The sequence below is a fragment of the Pseudomonas sp. C32 genome (assembly GCF_030417915.1).
Taxonomy (GTDB): Bacteria; Pseudomonadota; Gammaproteobacteria; order Pseudomonadales; family Pseudomonadaceae; genus Aquipseudomonas.
On record NZ_JAUHUK010000016.1, the window covers coordinates 30,802 to 52,345 of the forward strand.

The 21,544-nt window shown below is 59.3% G+C and carries 18 protein-coding genes; 5 read left to right on the forward strand and 13 right to left on the reverse strand.

The genetic code is table 11. From position 1 onward, the window contains the following. Positions 1-292 precede the first annotated feature (292 nt). The 3 genes from QYH43_RS18685 to QYH43_RS18695 all read left to right on the forward strand — a co-directional run bounded on the left by QYH43_RS18685 (position 293) and on the right by QYH43_RS18695 (position 2,605). The gene (locus tag QYH43_RS18685) at positions 293-625 is read left to right on the forward strand and encodes a hypothetical protein (protein ID WP_301157771.1); all 333 of its coding nucleotides are present in this window, start codon (positions 293-295) and stop codon (positions 623-625) included. A gap of 69 nt (positions 626-694) precedes the next feature. Beyond that, entirely contained in the window at positions 695-1,054 is a 360-nt protein-coding gene (gene tnpB / locus QYH43_RS18690) for an IS66 family insertion sequence element accessory protein TnpB (RefSeq protein WP_007943645.1), read from the forward strand. An 18-nt stretch (positions 1,055-1,072) separates the two neighbouring features. After that, on the forward strand, positions 1,073-2,605 hold the full coding sequence (locus QYH43_RS18695) for an IS66 family transposase (protein WP_095057654.1): 1,533 nt from the start codon (positions 1,073-1,075) through the stop codon (positions 2,603-2,605). 251 nt (positions 2,606-2,856) lie between these two features. Here the strand turns inward: QYH43_RS18695 and QYH43_RS18700 are convergent, their stop codons facing one another. The 9 genes from QYH43_RS18700 to QYH43_RS18740 all read right to left on the reverse strand — a co-directional run bounded on the left by QYH43_RS18700 (position 2,857) and on the right by QYH43_RS18740 (position 13,041). Then, a complete protein-coding gene (locus tag QYH43_RS18700) occupies positions 2,857-3,825 on the reverse strand; it encodes an RHS repeat-associated core domain-containing protein (protein WP_301157772.1) in 969 nt (322 codons plus the stop codon). 91 nt (positions 3,826-3,916) lie between these two features. After that, the gene (locus tag QYH43_RS18705) at positions 3,917-4,546 is read right to left on the reverse strand and encodes a glutathione S-transferase (RefSeq protein ID WP_301157773.1); all 630 of its coding nucleotides are present in this window, start codon (positions 4,544-4,546) and stop codon (positions 3,917-3,919) included. Positions 4,547-4,688: 142 nt separating this feature from the next. Beyond that, complete coding sequence (locus tag QYH43_RS18710; RefSeq protein WP_095057497.1) at positions 4,689-4,868, reverse strand: hypothetical protein; 180 nt, start codon at positions 4,866-4,868, stop codon at positions 4,689-4,691. After that, positions 4,865-5,995, reverse strand: a complete 1,131-nt coding sequence (locus QYH43_RS18715) for a PepSY domain-containing protein (protein WP_301157774.1) — start codon at positions 5,993-5,995, stop codon at positions 4,865-4,867. Before QYH43_RS18715 ends, QYH43_RS18710 begins: the two co-directional genes overlap by 4 nt. Positions 5,996-6,067: 72 nt before the next feature. Beyond that, the gene (locus QYH43_RS18720; RefSeq protein ID WP_301157775.1) at positions 6,068-8,503 is read right to left on the reverse strand and encodes a TonB-dependent siderophore receptor; all 2,436 of its coding nucleotides are present in this window, start codon (positions 8,501-8,503) and stop codon (positions 6,068-6,070) included. 138 nt (positions 8,504-8,641) lie between these two features. Beyond that, positions 8,642-9,613: a FecR domain-containing protein gene (locus QYH43_RS18725; RefSeq protein ID WP_301157776.1), complete on the reverse strand. Its 972-nt coding sequence runs from the start codon at positions 9,611-9,613 to the stop codon at positions 8,642-8,644. Next, complete coding sequence (locus QYH43_RS18730; protein WP_301157777.1) at positions 9,610-10,128, reverse strand: RNA polymerase sigma factor; 519 nt, start codon at positions 10,126-10,128, stop codon at positions 9,610-9,612. Before QYH43_RS18730 ends, QYH43_RS18725 begins: the two co-directional genes overlap by 4 nt. Before the next feature lie 268 nt (positions 10,129-10,396). After that, on the reverse strand, positions 10,397-11,104 hold the full coding sequence (locus tag QYH43_RS18735) for a PolC-type DNA polymerase III (protein ID WP_095057501.1): 708 nt from the start codon (positions 11,102-11,104) through the stop codon (positions 10,397-10,399). Further along, positions 11,101-13,041, reverse strand: a complete 1,941-nt coding sequence (locus QYH43_RS18740; protein WP_301157778.1) for a putative nucleotidyltransferase substrate binding domain-containing protein — start codon at positions 13,039-13,041, stop codon at positions 11,101-11,103. Before QYH43_RS18740 ends, QYH43_RS18735 begins: the two co-directional genes overlap by 4 nt. Positions 13,042-13,295: 254 nt before the next feature. Here QYH43_RS18740 and QYH43_RS18745 point away from each other — a divergent pair, with 254 nt between their 5' ends. Continuing rightward, positions 13,296-13,757 carry a response regulator gene (locus QYH43_RS18745; RefSeq protein WP_301157779.1) on the forward strand — a complete coding sequence of 154 codons (462 nt, stop codon included), beginning with the start codon at positions 13,296-13,298 and terminating at the stop codon, positions 13,755-13,757. Positions 13,758-13,984: 227 nt separating this feature from the next. Here QYH43_RS18745 and QYH43_RS18750 read toward each other — a convergent pair whose 3' ends face one another. Continuing rightward, the gene (locus QYH43_RS18750; RefSeq protein ID WP_301157780.1) at positions 13,985-16,162 is read right to left on the reverse strand and encodes a malate synthase G; all 2,178 of its coding nucleotides are present in this window, start codon (positions 16,160-16,162) and stop codon (positions 13,985-13,987) included. Between the two features lie 546 nt (positions 16,163-16,708). On the opposite strand from QYH43_RS18750, the gene QYH43_RS18755 reads away from it, so the two are divergent. Then, a complete protein-coding gene (locus tag QYH43_RS18755) occupies positions 16,709-17,227 on the forward strand; it encodes a glycine cleavage system protein R (protein ID WP_095060396.1) in 519 nt (172 codons plus the stop codon). A gap of 215 nt (positions 17,228-17,442) precedes the next feature. Here QYH43_RS18755 and rarD read toward each other — a convergent pair whose 3' ends face one another. From rarD to QYH43_RS18770, 3 genes are all read right to left on the reverse strand, one after another. After that, positions 17,443-18,330: an EamA family transporter RarD gene (rarD, locus tag QYH43_RS18760; protein WP_095060394.1), complete on the reverse strand. Its 888-nt coding sequence runs from the start codon at positions 18,328-18,330 to the stop codon at positions 17,443-17,445. 152 nt (positions 18,331-18,482) lie between these two features. Beyond that, the gene (locus QYH43_RS18765) at positions 18,483-19,457 is read right to left on the reverse strand and encodes a serine/threonine protein kinase (protein ID WP_095060392.1); all 975 of its coding nucleotides are present in this window, start codon (positions 19,455-19,457) and stop codon (positions 18,483-18,485) included. A gap of 178 nt (positions 19,458-19,635) precedes the next feature. After that, positions 19,636-21,537: a PhoX family phosphatase gene (locus tag QYH43_RS18770; RefSeq protein ID WP_301157781.1), complete on the reverse strand. Its 1,902-nt coding sequence runs from the start codon at positions 21,535-21,537 to the stop codon at positions 19,636-19,638. Positions 21,538-21,544 lie beyond the last annotated feature (7 nt).

Consider the following 21,544-nt stretch of genomic DNA (forward strand, 5'->3'; position numbering starts at 1 on the left):
GCAGGACGCTTCCTAGATTATTCCGCACGCTTGCGCCGACAGATTTGCGTGCCTAGTCTTCGTCCGTCACTGCTCATCAGTGATCGGGTTTAGTAGCCCGCATCAATAGGCGCATAACGTTTCATGCTCATGCCCGGCAACTTTGCCGGTACTGAATATGGCGGCTGTGCGTGGGGCATCTTCGGGTGCACCGGGTTTCCTATTGACCGGCCTACTAACCTGCGCACAGCTGCCACCTATCGTTTAGTAGGCGAGAAGTGTCGGCTCCTACGCAGCAATAGGAGAAACACCGATGAAACGGCCAGTCCCCGATCCACCTTCCCATTCAACCGAAAACGACGAACTGTGCAGAGACCGCTCCGCACTCTACCGGGCAATCGATTTCTACCTGACCGGCGAACAACCCTCGGCACCCGATGAACTCCGGTTCTACAACGTCAGCAATGACGTGAGCTTCGAAGACACCCAACTCTACGTCGCCGACCTCCTGCGCTGCGCCTCGGTCACGGCCTATCAATGCGGCGACCACCTCAAAGGCGCAGACAGGGCCATGGTGTTTTCTATCTGGCATTTGCTGGAAATCGCCAAGGCCATGGTTGATCGGTCGATTGTAAGCGCTCCATAAACCCCACATTCAAAGCGCTTAGCTGATCCCGGATGCTGTGCTCCCGATTCCTTCAGGAGCCAGCTCGCCATGATGCGACCCGATGCCAAAGTCGAAAAAGTGTATCTGTACCCAAAGCCGGTCGACTTCCGAAAATCCATCGACGGCTTGGCGGCGCTGGTCGAGCTGGATATTAAAGTCGCCGTATTCGACCCGGTGCTTTTCGTATTTCTGAATCGCCACCGTAACCGAGTAAAGATCCTCTATTGGGAGCGCAACGGCTTCTGCCTTTGGCTCAAGCGCCTCGAGTCCGAACGATTCAAAACATCGCCTGACGCCACCGACGAGGCGATCGTTCTGACCGTCCAGGAACTCAACTGGATGCTCGATGGCTTTGACCTCTGGCGCAACCGTCCTCATCAAGTTTTGACGCCGCGATTCGTAGCCTGATTCGGTATAATCCAGGGCATGAATTCCTTGCCCGAAAATCTTCCAGATGATCCCGTTCTGCTCAAGAAAATGCTTGGGCAGATGCTTGACGAGCGTCAGTTGGATAAGGGAAAAATTGTTCGGCTAGAAGAACAGAATGCCCTCCTGCTTCAGCGTCTGTTCGGACGTAAGTCCGAGCAAACAGCTGATGCGGAAACGCCGCAACTGGCCCTCTTCAATGAAGTAGAAAGCGTCGTTGAGCCTGTGGACGAAATCTCAGATGAAGAGGTCGTTGCCCCGACCAAGCGCCGCGGCAAACGCAAGCCTCTGCCCGCCGATCTCCCGCGCATCGAGATCATCCACGAACTTCCCGAACATGAACTGACGTGCGTCTGCGGCTGCCGCAAACACACGATTGGCGAAGAAGTCAGCGAGCAGCTTGAAATCGTGCCGATGCAGATCCGTGTGATCAGACACGTTCGGAAAGTTTACGGTTGCCGCGACTGCGAGATGGCGCCGGTCACTGCTGACAAGCCGGCTCAACTGATTGAAAAAAGCATGGCCAGCCCAAGTGTTCTGGCGATGCTGCTGACCACCAAGTACGTCGATGGACTACCGCTTCACCGTTTCGAAAAAGTCTTGGGCCGCCATGGCGTCGATATCCCGCGCCAGACGTTGGCACGCTGGGTTATCCAGTGCGGTGAACACTTCCAACCGCTGCTGAATTTAATGCGCGAGAGCCTACTGGGCAGCCGTGTTATCCACTGCGATGAAACACGGGTACAGGTGTTGAAAGAGCCTGACCGAGACCCAAGCAGCCAGTCCTGGATGTGGGTGCAAACCGGCGGCCCGCCAGATAAACCAGTGATCCTTTTTGACTACGCCACCAGCCGTGCGCAGGAGGTGCCGACACGCCTGCTCGATGGCTATCGTGGCTATGTGATGACCGATGATTACGCCGGTTATAACGCGTTGGGCGCGCAGGCCGGAGTCGAGCGTTTGGGCTGCTGGGCGCACGCAAGGCGCAAGTTTATTGAGGCGCAAAAAGTGCAGCCGAAAGGCAAGACGGGACGCGCTGATATCGCACTGAACCTGATCAACAAACTCTATGGCGTAGAGCGTGATCTGAAGGATGCGTGCGACGACGATCGTAAAACCGGCCGTCATGATCGAAGCCTGCCAGTGCTGGCTCAGTTAAAAAGCTGGATGGAAAAGACGCAGCCACAAGTTACGTCTCAGAACGCCTTGGGCAAGGCCATCGGCTATCTGGCGAGTAACTGGAACAAACTGGAGCGGTACGCCGAGGAAGGCTATTTGCCGATCGACAACAACCCCGCCGAGCGTGCGATCAGGCCCTTCGTCATCGGAAGAAAGAACTGGTTGTTTAGCGACACACCCAAAGGCGCGACGGCCAGCGCTCAACTTTACAGCCTGGTCGAGACTGCCAAAGCCAACGACCAAGAGCCCTATGCGTGGCTGCGCCACACATTAGAACGACTACCACTGGCGACCTCGGTTGAAGATTACGAAGCGCTGTTGCCGTGGAACTGCTCGCCGGCATCGCCTAGCTAGGCGCGTTACCGATCTTGAAGTCGGTGGGGTTTATGGAGCGCTTACGGTCGATTGATTGCTTGGGGATGAAGCAAACGCGGGACTGATTCGATGAGTTGGTTGTCGTTAGTGTCGCTTTCGCGAATAGGCTCGCTCAAATATGGTAGTTTGAGCGAGCGTAAGAAATATTGACCGGAAACTACGGTTGCGAAAGATACAAGGCGAACATAGTGTAGTGATGATCTCGCTGTTGGTCGATTTTGCCGGATTTCTTATTTGTCAGTCCGGATGTTTGATTGTTTAGTTGAAGGTTGGGGTTTAATTTTTTTTAGTTTATTTATGGTGGCGATGTAGGTGTCGATCTCTTGTTTAGTGAGGTCTATGTTTGTTTTCGAACGGTGAAGAAGATCACTTGAATTTTTCAAGGCTTCTTTGATCACCGCGTAATCATATCCTGGTGGTGAGGTTGCTTCGTACGTTGGGAGGACGCCAGGTTTGAAGTTCTCTCTGTCACGAAAAGATTTGGTAAGCTTGTCGAGTTCAGGCTTTAATATGTCTATATCGCTTTGAATCTCTGCAGAGGTTTTTTTTAGATATATTGCGTCTTTTTTTGCTTGCTCGATTTTCTTGGTAAGTAATTCTATCTTGATGTTAGTCTTGCGAGGAGTGCGACCAAAAATGTTTAGTATTCCCTTGAGCGGATTGGGGAAGTGTCCAGTCGCATCGTTACGGTTTCTTGGATCTCCCTCACAATACGCATAAGCATTAACCCCACCCTCCCCAAACGGACTCCAACTATCCGGACTGTTAAACCGCATCAACACCGGATTGAACTGTCGATAGCCATTACCCAAATGATAATGCCCGGTCACCGGATCCGGCCGTTCGCCGTTGAACCCGAGCAGGCTGAGCAACCCGTTTAGCGCCGGGCGATGGCCATAGGGTGAGTAGGCAAGAGGATTAGGCTGGTTGGCATCAAGGGCGTTGAGTACCGAGCGTTGTTGGTCGGTTGCCAGCAACGTAGTGCTGCGCTCGGCGTCGAGGTCATTTAGCTGCGCGAGTAACTGGTTATCGCACTGCAAGATGCTCCGCCGGGCGTTGCCCTGGATTTCAGTGGTGAGTTGATCTTTGCAGTTGAACCGCTGGATGGCGGGCAGCTGAGGTAACGTGCAGTCCGTCTGGCGATCCAGTGGATCGTAGAGATAGCGGCACAACACGGTTTCGAGAGGTGAGTTGGACATCGGCTGAACTCCGTTCAAGGTCCGGATGGCAGGACCTTGAGCATCGGAGCTTTTTCAGCGCTTGCCTACTATCAGAACTGCTAGGGTCGCTTCAAACCTTCGGGATCGTCGCGATCATCGATGGCCGCTGACTGACCTCGAAATACCAGGCCGCCAGCTGCGGATTCGCCGTGCGCCAGTCCAGATCCGGATGGCGCAGGTCCACGTAACCCAGGGCACACGCCACGCTGATGGCGGCCACGTCGAAGTGGCTGGTCAGCTCGGCAATCGCGTCTTTTTCCAGCAACGCCAGGGCGCGGCGGATTTTGTCGCGTTGGCCGTCGAGGTACGCGTCCCACTGTTTTTCGGGGGCGCGCAGGACGACTTCGTAGCGCACCAGCACGGCGGCATCCATGATCCCGTCGGCCAGGGAGGCCAGGGTAAGACGGCGCCAGCGGGCCGAACCTTCGCGGGGGATCAGCGGGTTGCCGACGTGCTGATGGTCGAGGTAATCGAGGATCACCCGGCTGTCGTGAATGATGTTGCCATCGGCCAGACGCAGCGCGGGGATTTTGCTCAGCGGGTTGTCATTGATCAGCGTCAGGTCCGGATCGACCGGCGTGAGCACGCAGTTCTGCAACGCCACGCGGTCCTGTTGACCGGTCTCGTGCAGCATCACCATGACTTTGCGGACGAAGGGGGAAAGGGGGTTGTGGTACAGGGTCATGCTCGGGGCGGACATGGCAGCGTCTCGATCGGTGGGCAGTGTCGGGCAGCATAGCGCGTTCCTGTAGGAGCGAGCCTGCTCGCGATTGCGGTGTATCCGTCAACGACGATGGTGACTGACAGGGCCTCATCGCGAGCAAGCTCACTCCTACAAAAAATCAGCGGCGTTGCAGGAGGCCGCGCAGGCCCAGGATGGCCGGGATGCCCAGCCCCACCCAGCTCAGCGCATCCCACACACCATCGCCCAACAATGCGGCAAACAACCCCGCGGCGCTGAACAGGGCGATGACAGTCGGGGTGGCGAAGACCTTCCAGAAATTTGACTGCCGGCGCTTCATGCCACGCTCTCCGCTTTTTCCAGCACCGGTTTCGTGGCCCTGCGGCGCACCACCCACAGGTAAACCCCGCTGCCGAGCACGATGATGGTCAGCACATCGAGGGTCGCCCAGAGTATCTGCATTGGCATGCCGCCGTAGTCACCGAAGTGCAACGGCTGCGACATGCCCATCACGTCCATGTACCACGGGCGCTCGACCACCGCGGTGACTTGCAGGGTGCTGGCATCGATCAGTACCGGCGTCAGCAGGTGCGAGGTCAGGTGCGTGCTGCCCTTCATGAACACCGCGTAATGGTGCTCGCTGGAAAAACGCGTGCCGGGGAAGGCGATGAAGTCCGGTTGCATGCCCGGTGCGACTTCCCTGGCGATGTCCAGCAAACGGGTGGCGGGCGCCAGTTGTGTAAGCGGCGGTGCATCGCGATAGGGCGCGATCATCGCGGTCAGTGTGTCGTTGCGCCATGCGGCAATCAGCAAGTCCGCGCAGGCACTGACGACACCGGTCACGCCGACCACCAGCGCCCACGTCAGCGTCACGACACCGATCAGGTTGTGCAGATCGAGCCAGCGCAGGCGGGTGGATTTGTCCTGCCGCACGGTGGCGAATTTCAAGCGGCGCATGAACGGCAGGTACAGCACGGTGCCGGAGACAATCGCGACGACGAACAGAATCCCCATGAACGCCAGCAGCAACTTGCCCGGCAATCCGGCGAACATGTCCACGTGCAGACGCAGCATCACCATCATGAAGCCGCCGTTGGCCGAGGGCATCTCCAGCGCTTCGCCGGTACGGGCGTCGAGCATGAAGGTGTGGGACGAATTCGGTTCGGTACCCGCGGTGGGTGCCATGATTGCGATGGCGGCGTTGGGTTCGTCCTTTTCATAACCGAAGTACTGCACGACTTCGCCAGGACGATGCTTTTCCGCAGCCTGCACCAATTGCTGCAGGTTCAACTGCGGGGTGTCTGCCGGCATGACTTTCAACTCGGCGGCATCGCCCAGCAAATGGTCGATCTCGTGGTGGAAGATCAACGGCAGGCCGGTCAATGCCAGCATCAGCAGAAACACGGTACAGATCAGGCTGGTCCAGGTGTGGACAGCGGACCAGCGGCGAATTGTTTTACTTTTCATTTCAAAGCCTTCAGAAAAACCAAAGCCGTCCACGAAGGACGGCCTGGTCATTGGGTGCGTCAGGTCAAGCGGTTACCACTTGTAGCCGATGCTGGCCATGACGTTGCGACGGTCGCCGTAATAGCAGTAGAAGCCGTCACAGGTCGAAATGTATTCCTTGTCGAATACGTTGTTGGCATTGACGCTGACACTGACGCCCTTGAGCACATTGTCCAGGCGACCGAGGTCGTAATGGACGGCCGCATCATAGACGGTATAGGAATCGCTATGGCCATCTGATGGATCGCGCACGTAGGCCATGCTGCCGATCGCGATGTTGTCGGTTTCGCCGACATATCGCACACCAAAGCCGATACCGAAGCCATCCAGAACACCTGTGTGCCAGGTGTAGTCAGCCCAGGCAGCGGCCTGGTTTTCCGGGGTCAGTGGCAGCGGACGGTTTTTGTCCAGCGGATCGGTGACTTTGGTCATCTTGCTGTTGGCGTAGGTGTACGAAGCGGTCAGCTTCAGGTTCTCGTTGACGTTCCCGGTCGCTTCCAGCTCGAAGCCACGCACTTTGGCCTCACCCAATGGACGAGACACGCCCAGGGTGTCACTGAGTACGATGTCCTTGCGGGTCAGGTCATAGGCGGCTGCCGTGAACAGCATGTCGGTGCCTGGCGGCTGGTACTTGATACCCACTTCGTATTGCTTGCCGGTTCCAGGGCTGAACGCCTCGCCATTAGCGCCACCGGCTTCCGCCTGGAAGGATTCGGCGTACGAGATGTAAGGGGTGAAGCCAGAATCGAACACATAGCTGATGGCCGCGTTGCCGCTGAAGTTGCTGTCGTTGCGGGTGTCCTTGGCGTCGTTCATGTTGTAGAACGTCGAATCCGTATGCAGCCAGTCCTGACGACCGCCCAGGGTCAGGCGCCAGTTATCGAGGGCCATCTGGTCTTGAGCGTACAGGCCGGTGTCATGGGTCTTCTGGTTGTAATCGTTGTAAGCGGTGTATTTGACGTTGCTGAAGTCCTGACCGTAGATCGGGTGGGTGATGTTACTGGGTGGCGCGTTGCCGTACAGCCATTTGTAGTTGGTGTTGACGCGTTGGTGGTCCAGCCCCAGCAGCACGGTGTGCTTGATGACACCGGTGTCGAAATCAGCCTGGAAATTGTTATCCACCGCGAATTGGCTGAGGTCTTCGTCGACGACGTTGGCACCACGGGCCACGGTGCCGTCATCGCTGACCGAGCCGTAGTAGCCGCCCGAGGTGATGCTCTGGAAGGACAGATCGCTCTTGGTGTAGCGCAGGTTCTGACGGAACTGCCAGACGTCGTTCATCCGATGCTCAAAGGCATAGCCCAACGCGTAATAGGTCTTGTCGTAGAACTCCCATTCCGGATCGCCGAGGTTCTTGTGGTACTTCACTTCACCGGCAGGCGAGGACAGTTTGGTGCCTTGCAACGGAAGGAACTGGCTGGTGGAGCCCGTATCGTCACGGTTGTACTGGCTGAGGAATGTCAGCGTGGTATCGGGATCGATGTTCCAGGTCAGGCTGGGCGCGATGTTGTAGCGCTTGTCGTCGATGTGTTCGATGGAGGTGTTGCTATCGCGAACCACACCGCTGACACGGTACAAAAAACGCCCTTCGTCATCGACCGGGCCGGTGCTGTCAAAGCTGACCTGCTTGCGCTCGTAGCTGCCGACCTGCAGTTGCACTTCGTTGCTGGCCAAGGCATCAGGGCGACGGCTGACCATGTCGATCAAGCCACCAGGCGGCGTCTGGCCGTACTGCGAGGACGCTGGGCCACGCAGCAGGGCGACGCGCTCAAGGTCCCAGGTTTCCATTTTCGGCATGGTGTAAGTGCCCTTTGGCAGCGGCAAACCATCGAGGAACTGGGTAGGCTCAAAGCCACGCACCTTCAGCCATTCGGCGCGGCTATCGCTGCCGTAGCTGCTGGCAATGACGCCGGGCATGTAACGCACGGCGTCATCCAGATTCTGTACGGCACGGTCTTGCATCTGTTCGCGGGTGGCGACCGAGATTGAACGCGGCGCTTCGGCCAGTGCGGTATCGGTCTTGGTCCCGGCAGCGGTGCGCTTGGCCAGATAGCCTTGCACCGGGCCCCAAGCGCTTTCAGCGTCTTCCACGCCGATCACGCTGGTCGCCGGCAGCGCCATCACGCCCTCGGGTACCGCCGCCAGGCTGTAGGTGCCGGCGCTGCTTTGTTCCAGTTGCAGACCGGTGCCACGCAGGGCTTCGCGCAGGGCGCCCGCCGCGTCGAACTGGCCGTTGACCGGGGCCGAGGTCTTGCCCGCCGCCAGCGACGGATTCAACGACAGCGCCAGACCGGCCTGGCTTGCAATCTGATTCAGGGTGCTGGCCAGTGGCGCGGCGGGCAAGTTGTAGGCACGAACGCTGGATGCCTGTTCAGCGGCGATCAGTTGGCTGCTGGCCAAAGGGGTGCAAAAGGCAATGGCAAGCGCCAGCAAACTGGGGCGCAACAAGGTGTCTAGCGAGCGGGACATACAGCGGCTCCTGAAAGGGAATACTTCTCAATTGCCTAAGTGCCGAACGAAAATCAAAAAGTGATAGGGCTGGATGAAAATAATTTAGATTCAGGAAGTGAGTTTGTATCTATCGGCCCTTTTGTGGCGAGGGATGATTCAGTGTTTGGAGTCGGCCTTCGCCACCGTCACCCACCATTGCGTGTGCTGTTCGATTTTCACCGGCAGGGTCGGCAGCAGTGCATTGAGCGCCAGGTCGGTATCGCGCAGCGGGAAACTGCCGGTAATCCGCAGGTCAGCGACTTCCGGTGCAACCCCCAGATACCCTCGTCGGTAGCGGCCGATTTCATGAATCAGGTCTTCCAGGCGTGCGTTGTCCACCACCAGCATGCCGCGGGTCCAGGCGTCGGCGCCGAGGTTGACGGCCAGGATCGGCCCCAGGCCATTGCTGCGGATCAGCACTTGCTGGCCCTCGCGCAGGATCTGTTCTTCAGGACTGGATTGCGGATGAGCCGCCACCGCCGACTGCAACACGCTTAGACGCGTGCCTTCTTCCTCACGCTTGACCAGGAACCGCGTACCCAGTGCGCGCATGCTGCCTTCGCGGGTTTCGACGATGAAGGGCCGGGGGTCGCCATGACCGGTTTCGATAAGGATTTCGCCTTCCTGAAGGACGATCAGGCGCTGCTTCTCATCGAAACGTACGTCCACGGCGCTGTGGGTATTGAGGTTGATCACGGTGCCGTCGGCCAGGCGAAGGGTGCGCTGTTCGCCGGTCGCGGTGCGCTGGTCGGCCAGCCAATAATCGACCGGCAGATACCGTTCGCCAGCGAACAACGCCAGGCCGATCACCGCGACGACACTGGCCAATCCGTTACCGAGTTTGCGCACGCGCCGACGAATGCCTTCGCGCGATTGCAGCAGGGCGGTACGGGCCGGGCCGCTGGCAACGCTGAAGCGCTGGTCGAGCATGCCCAACTGGCACCAGGCGCGGGCGTGTTCTTCGTGGGCGGCGTGCCATTGGGTGAACGCTTCGCGCTCCGCCGGGTTGCCGGAGTCCAGGGACAACTGCCAGGCAATCGCGGCGTCCAGTACTTGCGTCGACACCGGTTTGGAACTGACCGGGCTCATGTCGGCTCACCGTACAGCGCGATGTAGCACTGGCGAATGCCTTGGGCCAGGTACTGACGAACCCGCGGCACCGACACGCCCAAACGCTCGGCAATTTCCGCATGGCCCAGGCCATCGAGACGGTTGTAGAGAAACGCCGCCCGCGCCTTGCTGGAGAGCTTGCCGAGCAGGCGGTCGATGTTTTTCAGGTCTTCGAGGATCATCTGCTGTTCTTCCACCGACGGCTGTTCGGCTTCGGGGATCAGCATCAGTTCGGTGAGGTAGGCCTGTTCCAGCGCGGCGCGCCGGAAATAATCGAACAGCAGCCCCTTGGCGATGGCCACCAGGAACGCGCGCGGTTCGCGGGGCACCTTCAGTTCCTCACGACCCAACAAACGCACGAAAGTGTCCTGGCTCAGGTCTTCGGCCCGTTGCGGGCAAGCGACGTTGCGCCGAAGCCAGGCCAGTAGCCAACTGCGATGGTCGCGATACAACGCACCGACGAGCTCACTTTGAGGGCTAGGGACTGACGACACGCAGCATCACCGATTGGGAAGTGTTAACTAACGAGAATTGTTCGCGATTGTGTCAGAGGCGGGGGCGGGAAGCAATTGGCACTGGTCGGCTGATTGGCGCGGCTTATTAGGAGTGCACCAACCTGTGGCGAGGGGGCTTGCCCCCGTTGGGTTGCGAAGCGACCCTCTCCGTTTCTCCTGCCAGTTTGCAGCTACTGGTTTGACGACTGCTTCGCAGTCGAGCGGGGGCAAGCCCCCTCGCCACAGTTAATGCTAATGCGAACTGAGTCTAAAAGGACGGCGCCTGCTGCCGCCGTTTCCATTGGCTCAAGCGCTGTTGCAGGTTCAACGGGCTATGAATCTGCTGCTGCCGCGCCCGGCTGAACAGGATCAGCGCCAGTTCCGCAGTGGCCAGCGCATCGGCACTGGCGTGGTGGCGCTCGAAAACTTCCAGCTTGAACCAGTCGATCCAGTCGTCCAGCCCGGCCTCGCGAATGTGTGCCTGAGGGCACAGCAGCGGGGCCATATCCGCCACATCCAGAAACGGGTGCTGCAACTTGTAGCCCAGATGATCTTTCAATGCGCGCCCGAGCATGTGTTGATCGAACGGCGCATGAAAGGCCAGCACGGGGCTGTCACCGATGTACTCCATCAGATCGAGCAACGCCTCGGCCGGATCGCTTCCCGCCGCAATGGCACTGGGGCCGAGTCCATGGATCAGCACGCTGGGGCCGAGTTTGACTTCAGCGCATTGCAAGGTGCGCTCGAACTGCTGACTGAAATCAATCGCGCCGTCCTCGATCACCACCGCACCGATGGACAGCACCCGATCCTTGTTCATGTTGAGCCCGGTGGTTTCCAGGTCGAGCACGACCCAGCGTTGCTCACGCAGGCTGCATTCGCCAAGGGCAGTAGCATCGGGCAAGCGATCAAGCCGTTGCTGCACCTCGGCGGGCAGGGTTGGGCTGGTTGGGCGCAGCCATGCAAACAGGCTCATAGCTGATACCGCAGGCTCAGGCTGCTTTGCAGGCGTTGGGCCTGACGCAGGGACTCACGCAGGATGCGTCGGTCCAGATGATTGAGGCTGTCAGGATCGACCCGATTGGAGTAGGGAAAATTCTCCCGGGTCTGTAGTTGATGTTGCTGCATGCGCGTTTGCTGAATGAAGTGATAAGCCTCTTCGTACGCCGCGCCATCCAGCGGGTCGATTACCTCGTTGGCGATCAACTGACGAAAACGCTCCAGCGTGTTGTTCGCTTCGATGCCATGGGCGAGAGCCAGTACCCGGGCGCCGTCGACAAAAGGGGCCAGGCCCTGGGTCTTCAGGTCCAGCGTGGCTTTCTCGCCATTTTTGCGCGCCAGCACAAAATCACGGAAACGCCCTACAGGCGGGCGATTGCGCAGCGCATTCTCGGCCATCATCCGCTGGAACAAACGGTTGTCGCCGACCTGATCGAGAATGCCCCGCCGCAACTGTTCGCAACTCTGTTCGCTGCCCCAGACCACGCGCAAATCGAAATAGATGCTGGAGCCCAGCAGATTCTCCGGCGTCGCCTCGCGGATAAACGCCGAAAAGCGTCGCGCCCATTCCGCACGGGACAGGCACAGCTCGGGGTTGCCGGCCATGATGTTGCCCTTGCACAGGGTGAAACCGCACAGCGCCAGGCTCTGGTTGATCTGCTGGGCGATGGGCAGCAACTTGCCGCGAATCTCTGCCGCATGGGCCGCGTCCCGGGCTTCGAACAGAATGCCGTTGTCCTGGTCGGTGTGCAGCGTCTGTTCGCGGCGGCCTTCGCTGCCAAAACACAGCCAACTGAACGGCACGCCGGGGTCGCCTTTCTCGGCGAGGGTCAGTTCGATCACCCGGCACACGGTGTGATCGTTGAGCAAAGTGATGATGTGCGTGATCTGGGTCGAAGACGCACCGTGCGCCAGCATGCGCTCGACCAGTTGACCGATTTCGCCACGCATCGCCACCAGGTTTTCCACCCGGGGCGCATTGCGGATGGTCCGCGCCAGGTGCACGAGATCGACCCGTTGCAGGGAAAACAGATCGCGCTCCGACACCACGCCGCACAGGCGCTGATCCTTGACCAGGCAGACGTGGGCGATGTGGCGCTCGGTCATGGCAATCGCGGCATCGAAGGCGCTGTGATCCGGCGACAGGTAAAAGGGCGCGGGGGTCATGAACCGCTCGATGGCTTCGTTGAAGTCACTGCTGCCATTGGCCACGGCCTGGCGCAGGTCGCGCAGGGTGAAAATCCCCAGGGGCGCTTTGTGTTCGTCGACGGCCACGATGCTGCCGACCTGCTGTTCATGCATCAGCGTCACGGCCTCGCGCAGCGGCGTGAGCGGGCTGCAAGTCACTGGATGACGCATGGCCAGCTCGCCCAATCGGGTGTTGAGCGAATACTGGGTGCCGAGGGTTTCCACGGCTTTTTGCTGGACCTGCTGATTGACCTGGTCCAGCAAACTGCTAACGCAACGCAGGGCAAAGTTGCGAAAGGTGTCCGAGAGTGAAAACAGGCGGATGAACGCGGGTTTGTTCAGTTGCAGGCAAAACGTGTCTTCGCCGGCCAGGTGCTCGGTGCGAGTCGCCCGTTCACCGAGCAACGCCGCTAGAGGGAAGCACTCGCCGGTGGTGATTTCGAACACCGTTTCAGTGCCACCCTTGGCCGTGTGCGGACGTTCGCCCACCACCCGGCCTTGCTTGACGATATAGAAGTGTTCAACCGGACCGTCGGCGGGCTTGATGATGCTCTCGCCGGGGGCATAGAAACGCAGCTGACATTGCTCCACCAGAAACGCCAGGTGGGCCTGTTCCATCTGATTGAAAGGCGGGAAGCGCTGAAGAAATTGCAACGTACCCTGGATGTTCTGCAACACCGCGGTTTTCCCTGCCTGTGTGAAGGCGTCCGCTTTACTCATAACCATTACCGCAGTCGTTGTTTGAATTGTTGTGGTCGGATGTCTCAGACATGGTCGACCCCTGCGGCCGGAGTGCCCATTGGACGTAAGTCTAGGTAGGCAATCATTGTGGTGGAATGTCGGAAGAACCTTACACAACTGTACGAAAAACCTCTCTGTCCCCCTATTGGAAAAATATCCGACGAAGCGCACATTTAAGGCCTGCTTAGCGATGTCTGACCACTGTGCTAGGGAATTGATCTGAACATGTAGAGAACGCCATGTCCGACCACGATATTTTGAGTGACGCCGAGCGGGAAGCATTGAGTGCCGTCATGCTGGAACCTGACCTGCCGCTGCAACGGGTGCTGATCGTCGATGACGATAAAGATGCCCGGGAGTTACTGTCGGAGATTCTGGCACTGGACGGTATTCGCTGTGTGACGGCGGCCAGTGGTGAGGCTGCACTCAGGATCCTGGTGGCCGAAACGGAGATCAAAAAACCCACCATTGGTTTGCTGATCACTGACCTGCGAATGGGCCACGTCGATGGACTTGACCTGATCCGTCAGGTCCGCGAGTCGGTACGGGCAGCGTTGCCGATCATCATCGTCTCGGGCGATGCCGATGTGGAGGACGCGATCGCCGCGATGCACTTGAGCGTGGTGGACTTCCTGCTCAAGCCGGTTGATTCGGGCGAGTTGCTTGGGTTGGTCAAGCGTGAACTGGGGATGAAGCCTTAGCTCAAACCTGCCGGCCTCGCACATTCCCTGTAGGAGCCGGCTTGCCGGCGATGGACTCAAGTGCGCCGCGTTTATCCGGTTCAAAAACGCGTTATCGTTAACGACCATCGCTGGCAAGCCAGCTCCTACAGGTATGCGTTATCTGTCTTTCCCGGGGGCTTGCGTGAACCAAAAAAAAGCCCTGATCTTTCGATCAGGGCTTTTTCATGTCCGGCGCAATCGCTTGGTTACAGGCCGTTGGCAGCCTTGAACTCGCGACGACGACGGTGCAGGACCGGCTCGGTGTAACCGTTCGGCTGCTTGGTGCCTTCAACCACCAGTTCGACCGCCGCCTGGAAGGCGATGTTGCTGTCGAAGTTGGGGGCCAGCGGACGGTACAGCGCATCACCGGCGTTCTGACGGTCAACCACCGGCGCCATGCGCTTGAGGCTTTCCATCACTTGCGCTTCGGTGACGATGCCGTGACGCAGCCAGTTGGCGATGTGCTGGCTGGAAATACGCAGCGTCGCACGATCTTCCATCAGGCCGACGTCGTTGATGTCCGGCACTTTCGAACAGCCGACGCCCTGGTCGATCCAGCGCACCACATAACCGAGAATGCCCTGGCTGTTGTTGTCCAGTTCGTTCTGGATCTGCTCGGCGGTCCACTGCGGGTTCACTGCCAGCGGGATGGTCAGGATGTCGTCCACCGAGGCGTGAGCACGCTTGGCCAGTTCGGCTTGACGGGCGAACACGTCAACCTTGTGGTAGTGCAGCGCGTGCAGGGCAGCGGCGGTTGGCGACGGGACCCAGGCGGTGTTGGCGCCGGCCATCGGGTGGGCGATTTTCTGTTCGAGCATCGCGGCCATCAGGTCCGGCATGGCCCACATGCCTTTACCGATTTGTGCGCGACCTTGCAGGCCGGTGCTCAAGCCGATATCGACGTTGGAGTTCTCGTAGGCGCCGATCCATTTTTCCGCCTTCATGTCCGCCTTGCGAACCATCGGGCCGGCTTCCATGGAGGTGTGGATTTCGTCGCCCGTGCGGTCGAGGAAACCGGTGTTGATGAACACCACGCGCTCGCTCGCCGCCTTGATGCAGGCCTTGAGGTTGATCGTGGTACGACGCTCCTCGTCCATGATCCCGACTTTGAGGGTGTTGCGCGGCAAGCCCAGCACGTCTTCGATGCGCCCGAACAGCTCGTTGGTGAACGCCGCTTCTTCAGGACCGTGCATCTTCGGCTTCACAATGTAGATGGAGCCGGTGCGGGTGTTTTTGCGCGAGGTGTTGCCGTTCAGGTTGTGCATCGATGCCAGGCACGTGACCAGGCCATCGAGAATACCTTCAGGCACTTCGTTGCCGTCTTTGTCGAGGATCGCGTCGATGGTCATCAGGTGACCGACGTTGCGCACGAACAACAGCGAGCGGCCATGCAGGCTCAGTTCGCTGCCATCGACGCCGGTGTAGGTGCGATCGGCGTTCATGGTGCGGGTAAAGATCTGACCGCCCTTGGCGACTTCTTCCGACAGGTCGCCCTTCATCAGGCCGAGCCAGTTGCGGTAGATCACCACTTTGTCATCGGCATCGACGGCGGCGACGGAGTCTTCGCAGTCCATGATGGTGGTCAGCGCGGCTTCCATCAGGATGTCTTTGACGCCGGCCGCGTCGGTCTGGCCGACCGGGGTGCTGGCGTCGACCTGGATTTCGAAGTGCAGGCCGTTGTTTTTCAGCAGGATCGCGGTCGGTGCCGCAGCATCGCCCTGGAAACCGATCAACTGAGCGTCGTTGCGCAGGCCGGTGTTGCTGCCACCCTTAAGGGCGACCACCAGTTTGCCGTCGATGATTTTGTAAGCGGTGGAATCGACGTGGGAACCGGCTGCCAATGGCGCCGCTTCGTCGAGGAAGGCGCGGGCGAAGGCGATAACCTTGTCGCCGCGAACCTTGTTGTAGCCTTTGCCTTTTACCGCGCCGTCAGCTTCGCTGATAGCGTCGGTGCCGTAGAGCGCGTCATACAGCGAACCCCAGCGGGCGTTCGAGGCATTGAGGGCAAAACGGGCATTCATTACCGGCACCACGAGTTGCGGGCCGGCCATGCGGGCGATTTCGTCATCGACGTTTTGCGTCGTTGCCTGGAAATCGGCCGCTTCTGGCAGCAGATAACCGATGTCTTGCAGGAAGGCTTTATAGGCCACGGCGTCATGCGCCTGACCGGCACGGGATTGGTGCCAGCCATCGATACGAGCCTGGAAATCATCGCGTTTGGCGAGTAGGGCTTTGTTCTTCGGCGCAAGGTCATGAATGACCTTGTCGGCACCGGCCCAGAACTGATCGGCGGTGAGGCCGGTTCCGGGAATGGCTTCGTTGTTCACGAAGTCGAACAGGACTTTGGCGACCTGCAGGCCACCGACTTGAACGTGTTCAGTCATTGCTTGCCTCACTCTGCTCAGCTATTTCGCTTTTCAGCTCTTCAATTTAACAATGAAGCCTTGGGCCATTTAAACCACAAACCCGTCTACCAGTACATGCCATTTAGGGGCGGCTGGGTTGGGACCAATCAACGGCTTGGGGCCTTGCTGACAGGGCTTTCAGGGTCGCGAACGTGCCTGCGGCAGACATCGATCCAACGTTATGTAGTGCGCGCTGCGGCATACTACATGATGAATTGCGGTTGTGAAAATTAGACTATTTACGTCGTTCTGCGACCCCATGACGCATTGCAGTCATCGCGGGGTGCGTGATGTTCTCAAAAAACCAATGGATTGTTCCAGTTAAATATCAAAAGTTGTACACGATTTGTTTTCCGCAGCAGATCGGCGGTGGACTGGATCGCTGGCAAGCCAGCTCCTACAGGGCCTTTTGCAATCCTTGTAGGAGCTGGCTTGCCAGCGATGGCGTCAGCCCATTCAGCACAGGAACAACCCTTGCCTATACTTGGTTTTCTATAACAAAAGTCATGACCAGAGGGCTGCGCCATGGACCACCTCGTACTCACCGTAATCGCACCGGACAAGCCAGGGCAGGTCGAGCGCATTGCCCAATGCATTGCCGAGCACGGCGGCAATTGGCTGGAAAGTCGCATGTCGCGCATGGCCGGGCAGTTCGCCGGGATTCTTCGGATCGGCGTGCCGGCCGAGGCCTACGATGAATTGGTCGATGCCCTGCAAGGTTTGTCGACCTTGGGCATTCGCGTGCTGATCGCCGAAAGCGGCATCGAACAATCGTGCACCTGGAAACCGATCGCCATGGAACTGGTGGGCAATGATCGTCCGGGAATCGTGCGCGACATCACGCGGTTGCTGAGCGAGCAGGGGGTCAACCTGGAACAGCTGACAACGGAAGTGCGTCCGGCGCCAATGAGCAGCGAGCCGCTGTTTCACGCTGAAGCGATCCTTGCCGTACCGCTGACGCTGTCGCTGGACGTGCTGCAGTCGCGCCTGGAAACCCTGGCCGACGACCTGATGGTCGAACTGGTACTGCGCAGCGAGCCTTGATCAGGTTATCCAAGTTAATCGTGCACCTGCCTGTGGATAACCTGTAGAGACAGCCCGCCAGCCCACGCTGGCCGGGCTTCTTCAGGGCCTGATCAAAAAACCAGCAGTTTCAGCGACTTGCGCACAATCGGCGGGGATCACGCTGTGGATAACCTTGGGAAGGATCGATGCAGGCCACGGGGGACGAGGCCTGCAGAGGTTTGTATGTTTTTTGATCAGCTGCGGCGGCGCAAACTGACCCACGCATCGATGCTGTATACCGCCAGACCGGCCCAGATAAAGATGAACGCGACCAGCGTGCTGGACGACAGCTGTTCGCCAAACAGCAGCACCGCTTGCAGCAGTACCAACGTCGGCGCCAGGTACTGGAGAAATCCCAGTGTGGTGTAGGGCAAATGCCGGGCAGCGGCGTTGAAACAGACCAGCGGCACCAGCGTGACCGGTCCTGCGGCGACCAGCCACCAGGCTTCAGACGTGGTCCAGAATTCGGCCTGTGCACTGCTGGCGGTTGGATTGAACAGCAACCAGGCCACGGCAATCGGTACTAGCATCCAGGTTTCCACCACCAGCCCCGGCAACGCCTTGACCGGCGCCTGCTTGCGAATCAACCCGTAGAAACCGAAGGTCAGTGCCAGCACCAGCGACACCCAAGGCAGACTGCCGACCTGCCACACCTGTTGCGCCACGCCGACCGCCGCCAGACCCACCGCAACCCACTGCATGCGCCGCAGCCGTTCACCGAGGATCAGCATGCCGAGCAACACGTTCACCAGCGGATTGATGTAGTAGCCGAGGCTGGCTTCCAGCATGCGGCCGTTGTTCACCGACCACACGTAAGTCAGCCAGTTGGCCGCGATCAGGGTGCCGCTGAGGGCCAGGATCGCCAGCCGGCGCGGATTCTCGCGCAGTTCACGCCACCAGCCGGGATGCTTCCAGACCATCAGCAACAGGGCACCGAACAGCGCCGACCACAACACGCGGTGAATGATGATCTCCACGGCGGGCACACTGGCGATGGCTTTGAAGTAGAGCGGGAAAAGTCCCCAGATGATGTAGGCACTGAGGCCCAGAATGTACCCGCGACGCGGGTTGGCGGCTTGCATGCAGAATCCTTGCTTAGGCAGCTAACAAAGAAACCGATTGTATAGATGTGTCACGACTTTTGTAGGAGTCGGCTTGCTGGCGATTCGTACGACGCGGTGTATCAGGTAAACCGCGTCTTGGTTCATCGCCAGCAAGCCGGCTCCTACAAGGGTTAGAACAGCTTCAGTGGCTCTTCGCTGAGCGCAGCACACTGCTCGCGCAACGCCAACACCTGATCGCCCCAATACCGCTCGGTGCCGAACCACGGAAAGCTGTGCGGAAACGCCGGGTCATCCCAGCGCCGGGCCAGCCAGGCGCTGTAATGCATCAGGCGCAAGGCGCGCAATGGTTCGATCAAAGCCAGTTCGCGCGGATTAAAGTCGTGGAACTCGTTATAGCCGTCCATCAACTCCGACAGCTGCCCCATGCATTCGTGGCGATCGCCGGCCAGCATCATCCAGATGTCCTGGACCGCCGGGCCCATGCGGCAGTCGTCGAGATCGACGATGTGGAACATTTCGTCGCGGCACATCATGTTGCCGGGGTGGCAGTCGCCGTGCATGCGGATGTTCTGATGCGGCGTGTTGCTGTAGGCATCTTCCACACGCTTGAGCAGATCACGGGCCACCGATTCGTAGGCCGGCAATAGGCTGCGGGGGACGAAATTGCCTTCGAGCAATGTCGTGAGTGAATCGTGGCCGAAGTTTTTCACGGCCAAGGCTTCACGGTGATCGAACGGTTTGGTCGAGCCGACGGCATGCAAGCGACCGAGCAACTGGCCCAGGCGATACAGTTGATCGAGGTTGCCCGGCTCCGGCGCACGACCGCCACGACGCGGAAACAGGGTGAAACGGAAGCCGTTGTGTTCGTGCAGGGTTTCACCGTTGTGGATCATCGGCGCGACCACCGGAACATCGCACTCGGCGAGTTCGGCGGTGAACTGGTGTTCTTCCAGAATGGCTTCGTTGGTCCAGCGCTGAGGTCGGTAAAATTTGGCGATCAGCGGCTCGGCGTCTTCGATGCCGACTTGATAGACGCGGTTCTCGTAGCTGTTGAGCGCCAGAATGCGCGCGTCGCTGAGGAAGCCAATGCTTTCGACGGCATCGAGCACGAGGTCTGGCGTAAGGGTTTCAAACGGGTGGGCCATGCTGACTCCTGCGCGCAGCAGGCTGCTGCGTCCGGCCAGGCATGGTAGCGCAGACGGGCGCTCTTTAGGGGCAGGGTTGCGAGATGTGTTGTTTGGGCTGACGCTATCGCGAGCAAGCCAGCTCCTACAGGTTATGCACATGCCCTGTAGGAGCTGGCTTGCCAGCGATGAGGGGCTGTCAGGCGCCGACGATCCCGCCATCTTCGCGGGAAATGGCCATCACCGAAGACCGTGGCTTGCCATTGGGCAGATGCTCGGGGAAGGTCGAACCGCCGTTCTCGCCCGGATGCTGAATCCCGACAAACAGGGTTTTCTGGTCCGGCGAAAAACTGATTCCCGTCACTTCACAGCCCACCGGCCCGACCATGAAACGGCGAATCTCGCCGGTCACCGGGTCAGCACAGAGCATCTGATTATTGCCCATGCCGGCAAAGTCACCGGCGTTGCTCGAATCGCCATCGGTGAGAATCCACAAGCGTCCCGCCTTGTCGAAACCCAGACCATCCGGGCTGTTGAACATGTTCTGCGGCGTGATATTCGAAGAGCCAGCCTTCGGCGTGCCGGCGTGGATCCCCGGATTGCCTGCAACGACAAACAGATCCCAGGCAAAACTCTTCGAGCCGTGATCGTCGCGGTCGGTGCGCCAGCGCAGGATCTGCCCGTAGACGTTCTTCTCGCGCGGGTTCGGCCCGCCCGCCGGCTGGCCGTCTTCGCCGCGTTTGGCGTTGTTGGTCAGCGTGCAGTAAACCTGGCCGTCGTTGGGACTGACGACGATCCACTCCGGACGGTCCATGCGCGTGGCCTTGACCACGCTGGCAGCCAGCCGCGCATGGATCAACACTTCAGCCTGATCGGCAAACCCGCTGCTGGCGTCGATGCCGTTTTTGCCGTGGGTCAGTTCGATCCATTCGCCCTGGCCTTTCGGGTGATCGGTGTTGCCGTCGCCCGCATCGAAACGCGCGACATACAGCGTGCCGTGATCGAGCAGGTCGTGGTTGGCCTTGGGGTTCTTGTGATTGATCTTGTCGCGGCTGACGAATTTGTAGATGAACTCGCCGCGCTCATCGTCGCCCATGTACACCACGGCATGGCCCTCCGCAGTTTCGGCGAGGGCAGCATTTTCATGCTTGAAGCGGCCGAGGGCGGTGCGTTTGACCGGGGTCGACTTTGGATCGAACGGATCGATTTCCACGACCCAGCCATGGCGGTTCAATTCGTTGGGATTCTTCGCCATGTCGAAGCGCTCGTCGTGCGGGTGCCAGTTGATCTCTTTACTGGTGGCCACCACGCCGTAGCGTTTCTGCGCCGCGTCGAATTTTTGCTCGGCGTTGCTGCTGCCGAAGCAGTCGGTGAAGTTTTCTTCGCACGTCAGATAAGTGCCCCACGGCGTCTTGCCGTTGGCGCAGTTCTGGAAGGTGCCGAGGACGTGCTTGCCCTGAGGGTCGGCGCTGGTTTTCAGCAGGGCGTGACCGGCGGCCGGACCGCTCACGGTAATAGGCGCGTTACCGTGAATGCGGCGGTTGTAGTGCGAGCCCTGGACGAACTGCCACTGGCCGTTCTTGCGCTGCACTTCGATCACCGACACACCTTCGCAGGCCAGAGCCTTGCGCACGTCTTCCGCCGATTGCGGCATGCCGCCGTGGGGGTAGAGGTAGCGGTAGTTGGTGTATTCGTTGTTGATCGCCATCAGCGCCCGGTCTTTCTCACCCGGAAACTCGAACAGGCTCATGCCGTCGTTGTTGTCCCCGAACTGGAGTTCCTGCTGCTCGGCGCTGCCGTTGCCGCTCGGGTCGAACGCCGGTCCGTTTTTGTGCAGGGGTTGGCCCCAACTGATCAACACTGAAGACTTGTAGCCTGGCGGCAGGGTAATTGCGTCGCTGGTCGCAGCGGCAATGCTGTCGAAACCCAGCAATTGGCTGTTGCCGGCGCTGACACTGGCGGCCATCACGCTGCGGCTCAGCAGGTTGCCACCCAAAAACATGGCAGCACCACAAAGGGCGCCCGCGCTGATAAAGCCGCGACGGCTGAGGCCGACCATTTTTTCGAGGTCGGTGGATTGGTTTTCTTCTAATAGGCTCACATCAGGC

Excerpts from the sequence above, each read along its gene's own strand:
- QYH43_RS18685 (WP_301157771.1), top strand. The coding sequence starts at position 293 with ATGAAACGGCCAGTCCCCGATCCACCTTCCCATTCAACCGAAAACGAC.
- tnpB (WP_007943645.1), top strand. The coding sequence starts at position 695 with ATGATGCGACCCGATGCCAAAGTCGAAAAAGTGTATCTGTACCCAAAG.
- QYH43_RS18695 (WP_095057654.1), top strand. The coding sequence starts at position 1,073 with ATGAATTCCTTGCCCGAAAATCTTCCAGATGATCCCGTTCTGCTCAAG.
- QYH43_RS18700 (WP_301157772.1), bottom strand. The coding sequence starts at position 3,825 with ATGTCCAACTCACCTCTCGAAACCGTGTTGTGCCGCTATCTCTACGAT.
- QYH43_RS18705 (WP_301157773.1), bottom strand. The coding sequence starts at position 4,546 with ATGTCCGCCCCGAGCATGACCCTGTACCACAACCCCCTTTCCCCCTTC.
- QYH43_RS18710 (WP_095057497.1), bottom strand. The coding sequence starts at position 4,868 with ATGAAGCGCCGGCAGTCAAATTTCTGGAAGGTCTTCGCCACCCCGACT.
- QYH43_RS18715 (WP_301157774.1), bottom strand. The coding sequence starts at position 5,995 with ATGAAAAGTAAAACAATTCGCCGCTGGTCCGCTGTCCACACCTGGACC.
- QYH43_RS18720 (WP_301157775.1), bottom strand. The coding sequence starts at position 8,503 with ATGTCCCGCTCGCTAGACACCTTGTTGCGCCCCAGTTTGCTGGCGCTT.
- QYH43_RS18725 (WP_301157776.1), bottom strand. The coding sequence starts at position 9,613 with ATGAGCCCGGTCAGTTCCAAACCGGTGTCGACGCAAGTACTGGACGCC.
- QYH43_RS18735 (WP_095057501.1), bottom strand. The coding sequence starts at position 11,104 with ATGAGCCTGTTTGCATGGCTGCGCCCAACCAGCCCAACCCTGCCCGCC.
- QYH43_RS18740 (WP_301157778.1), bottom strand. The coding sequence starts at position 13,041 with ATGGTTATGAGTAAAGCGGACGCCTTCACACAGGCAGGGAAAACCGCG.
- QYH43_RS18745 (WP_301157779.1), top strand. The coding sequence starts at position 13,296 with ATGTCCGACCACGATATTTTGAGTGACGCCGAGCGGGAAGCATTGAGT.
- QYH43_RS18750 (WP_301157780.1), bottom strand. The coding sequence starts at position 16,162 with ATGACTGAACACGTTCAAGTCGGTGGCCTGCAGGTCGCCAAAGTCCTG.
- QYH43_RS18755 (WP_095060396.1), top strand. The coding sequence starts at position 16,709 with ATGGACCACCTCGTACTCACCGTAATCGCACCGGACAAGCCAGGGCAG.
- rarD (WP_095060394.1), bottom strand. The coding sequence starts at position 18,330 with ATGCAAGCCGCCAACCCGCGTCGCGGGTACATTCTGGGCCTCAGTGCC.
- QYH43_RS18765 (WP_095060392.1), bottom strand. The coding sequence starts at position 19,457 with ATGGCCCACCCGTTTGAAACCCTTACGCCAGACCTCGTGCTCGATGCC.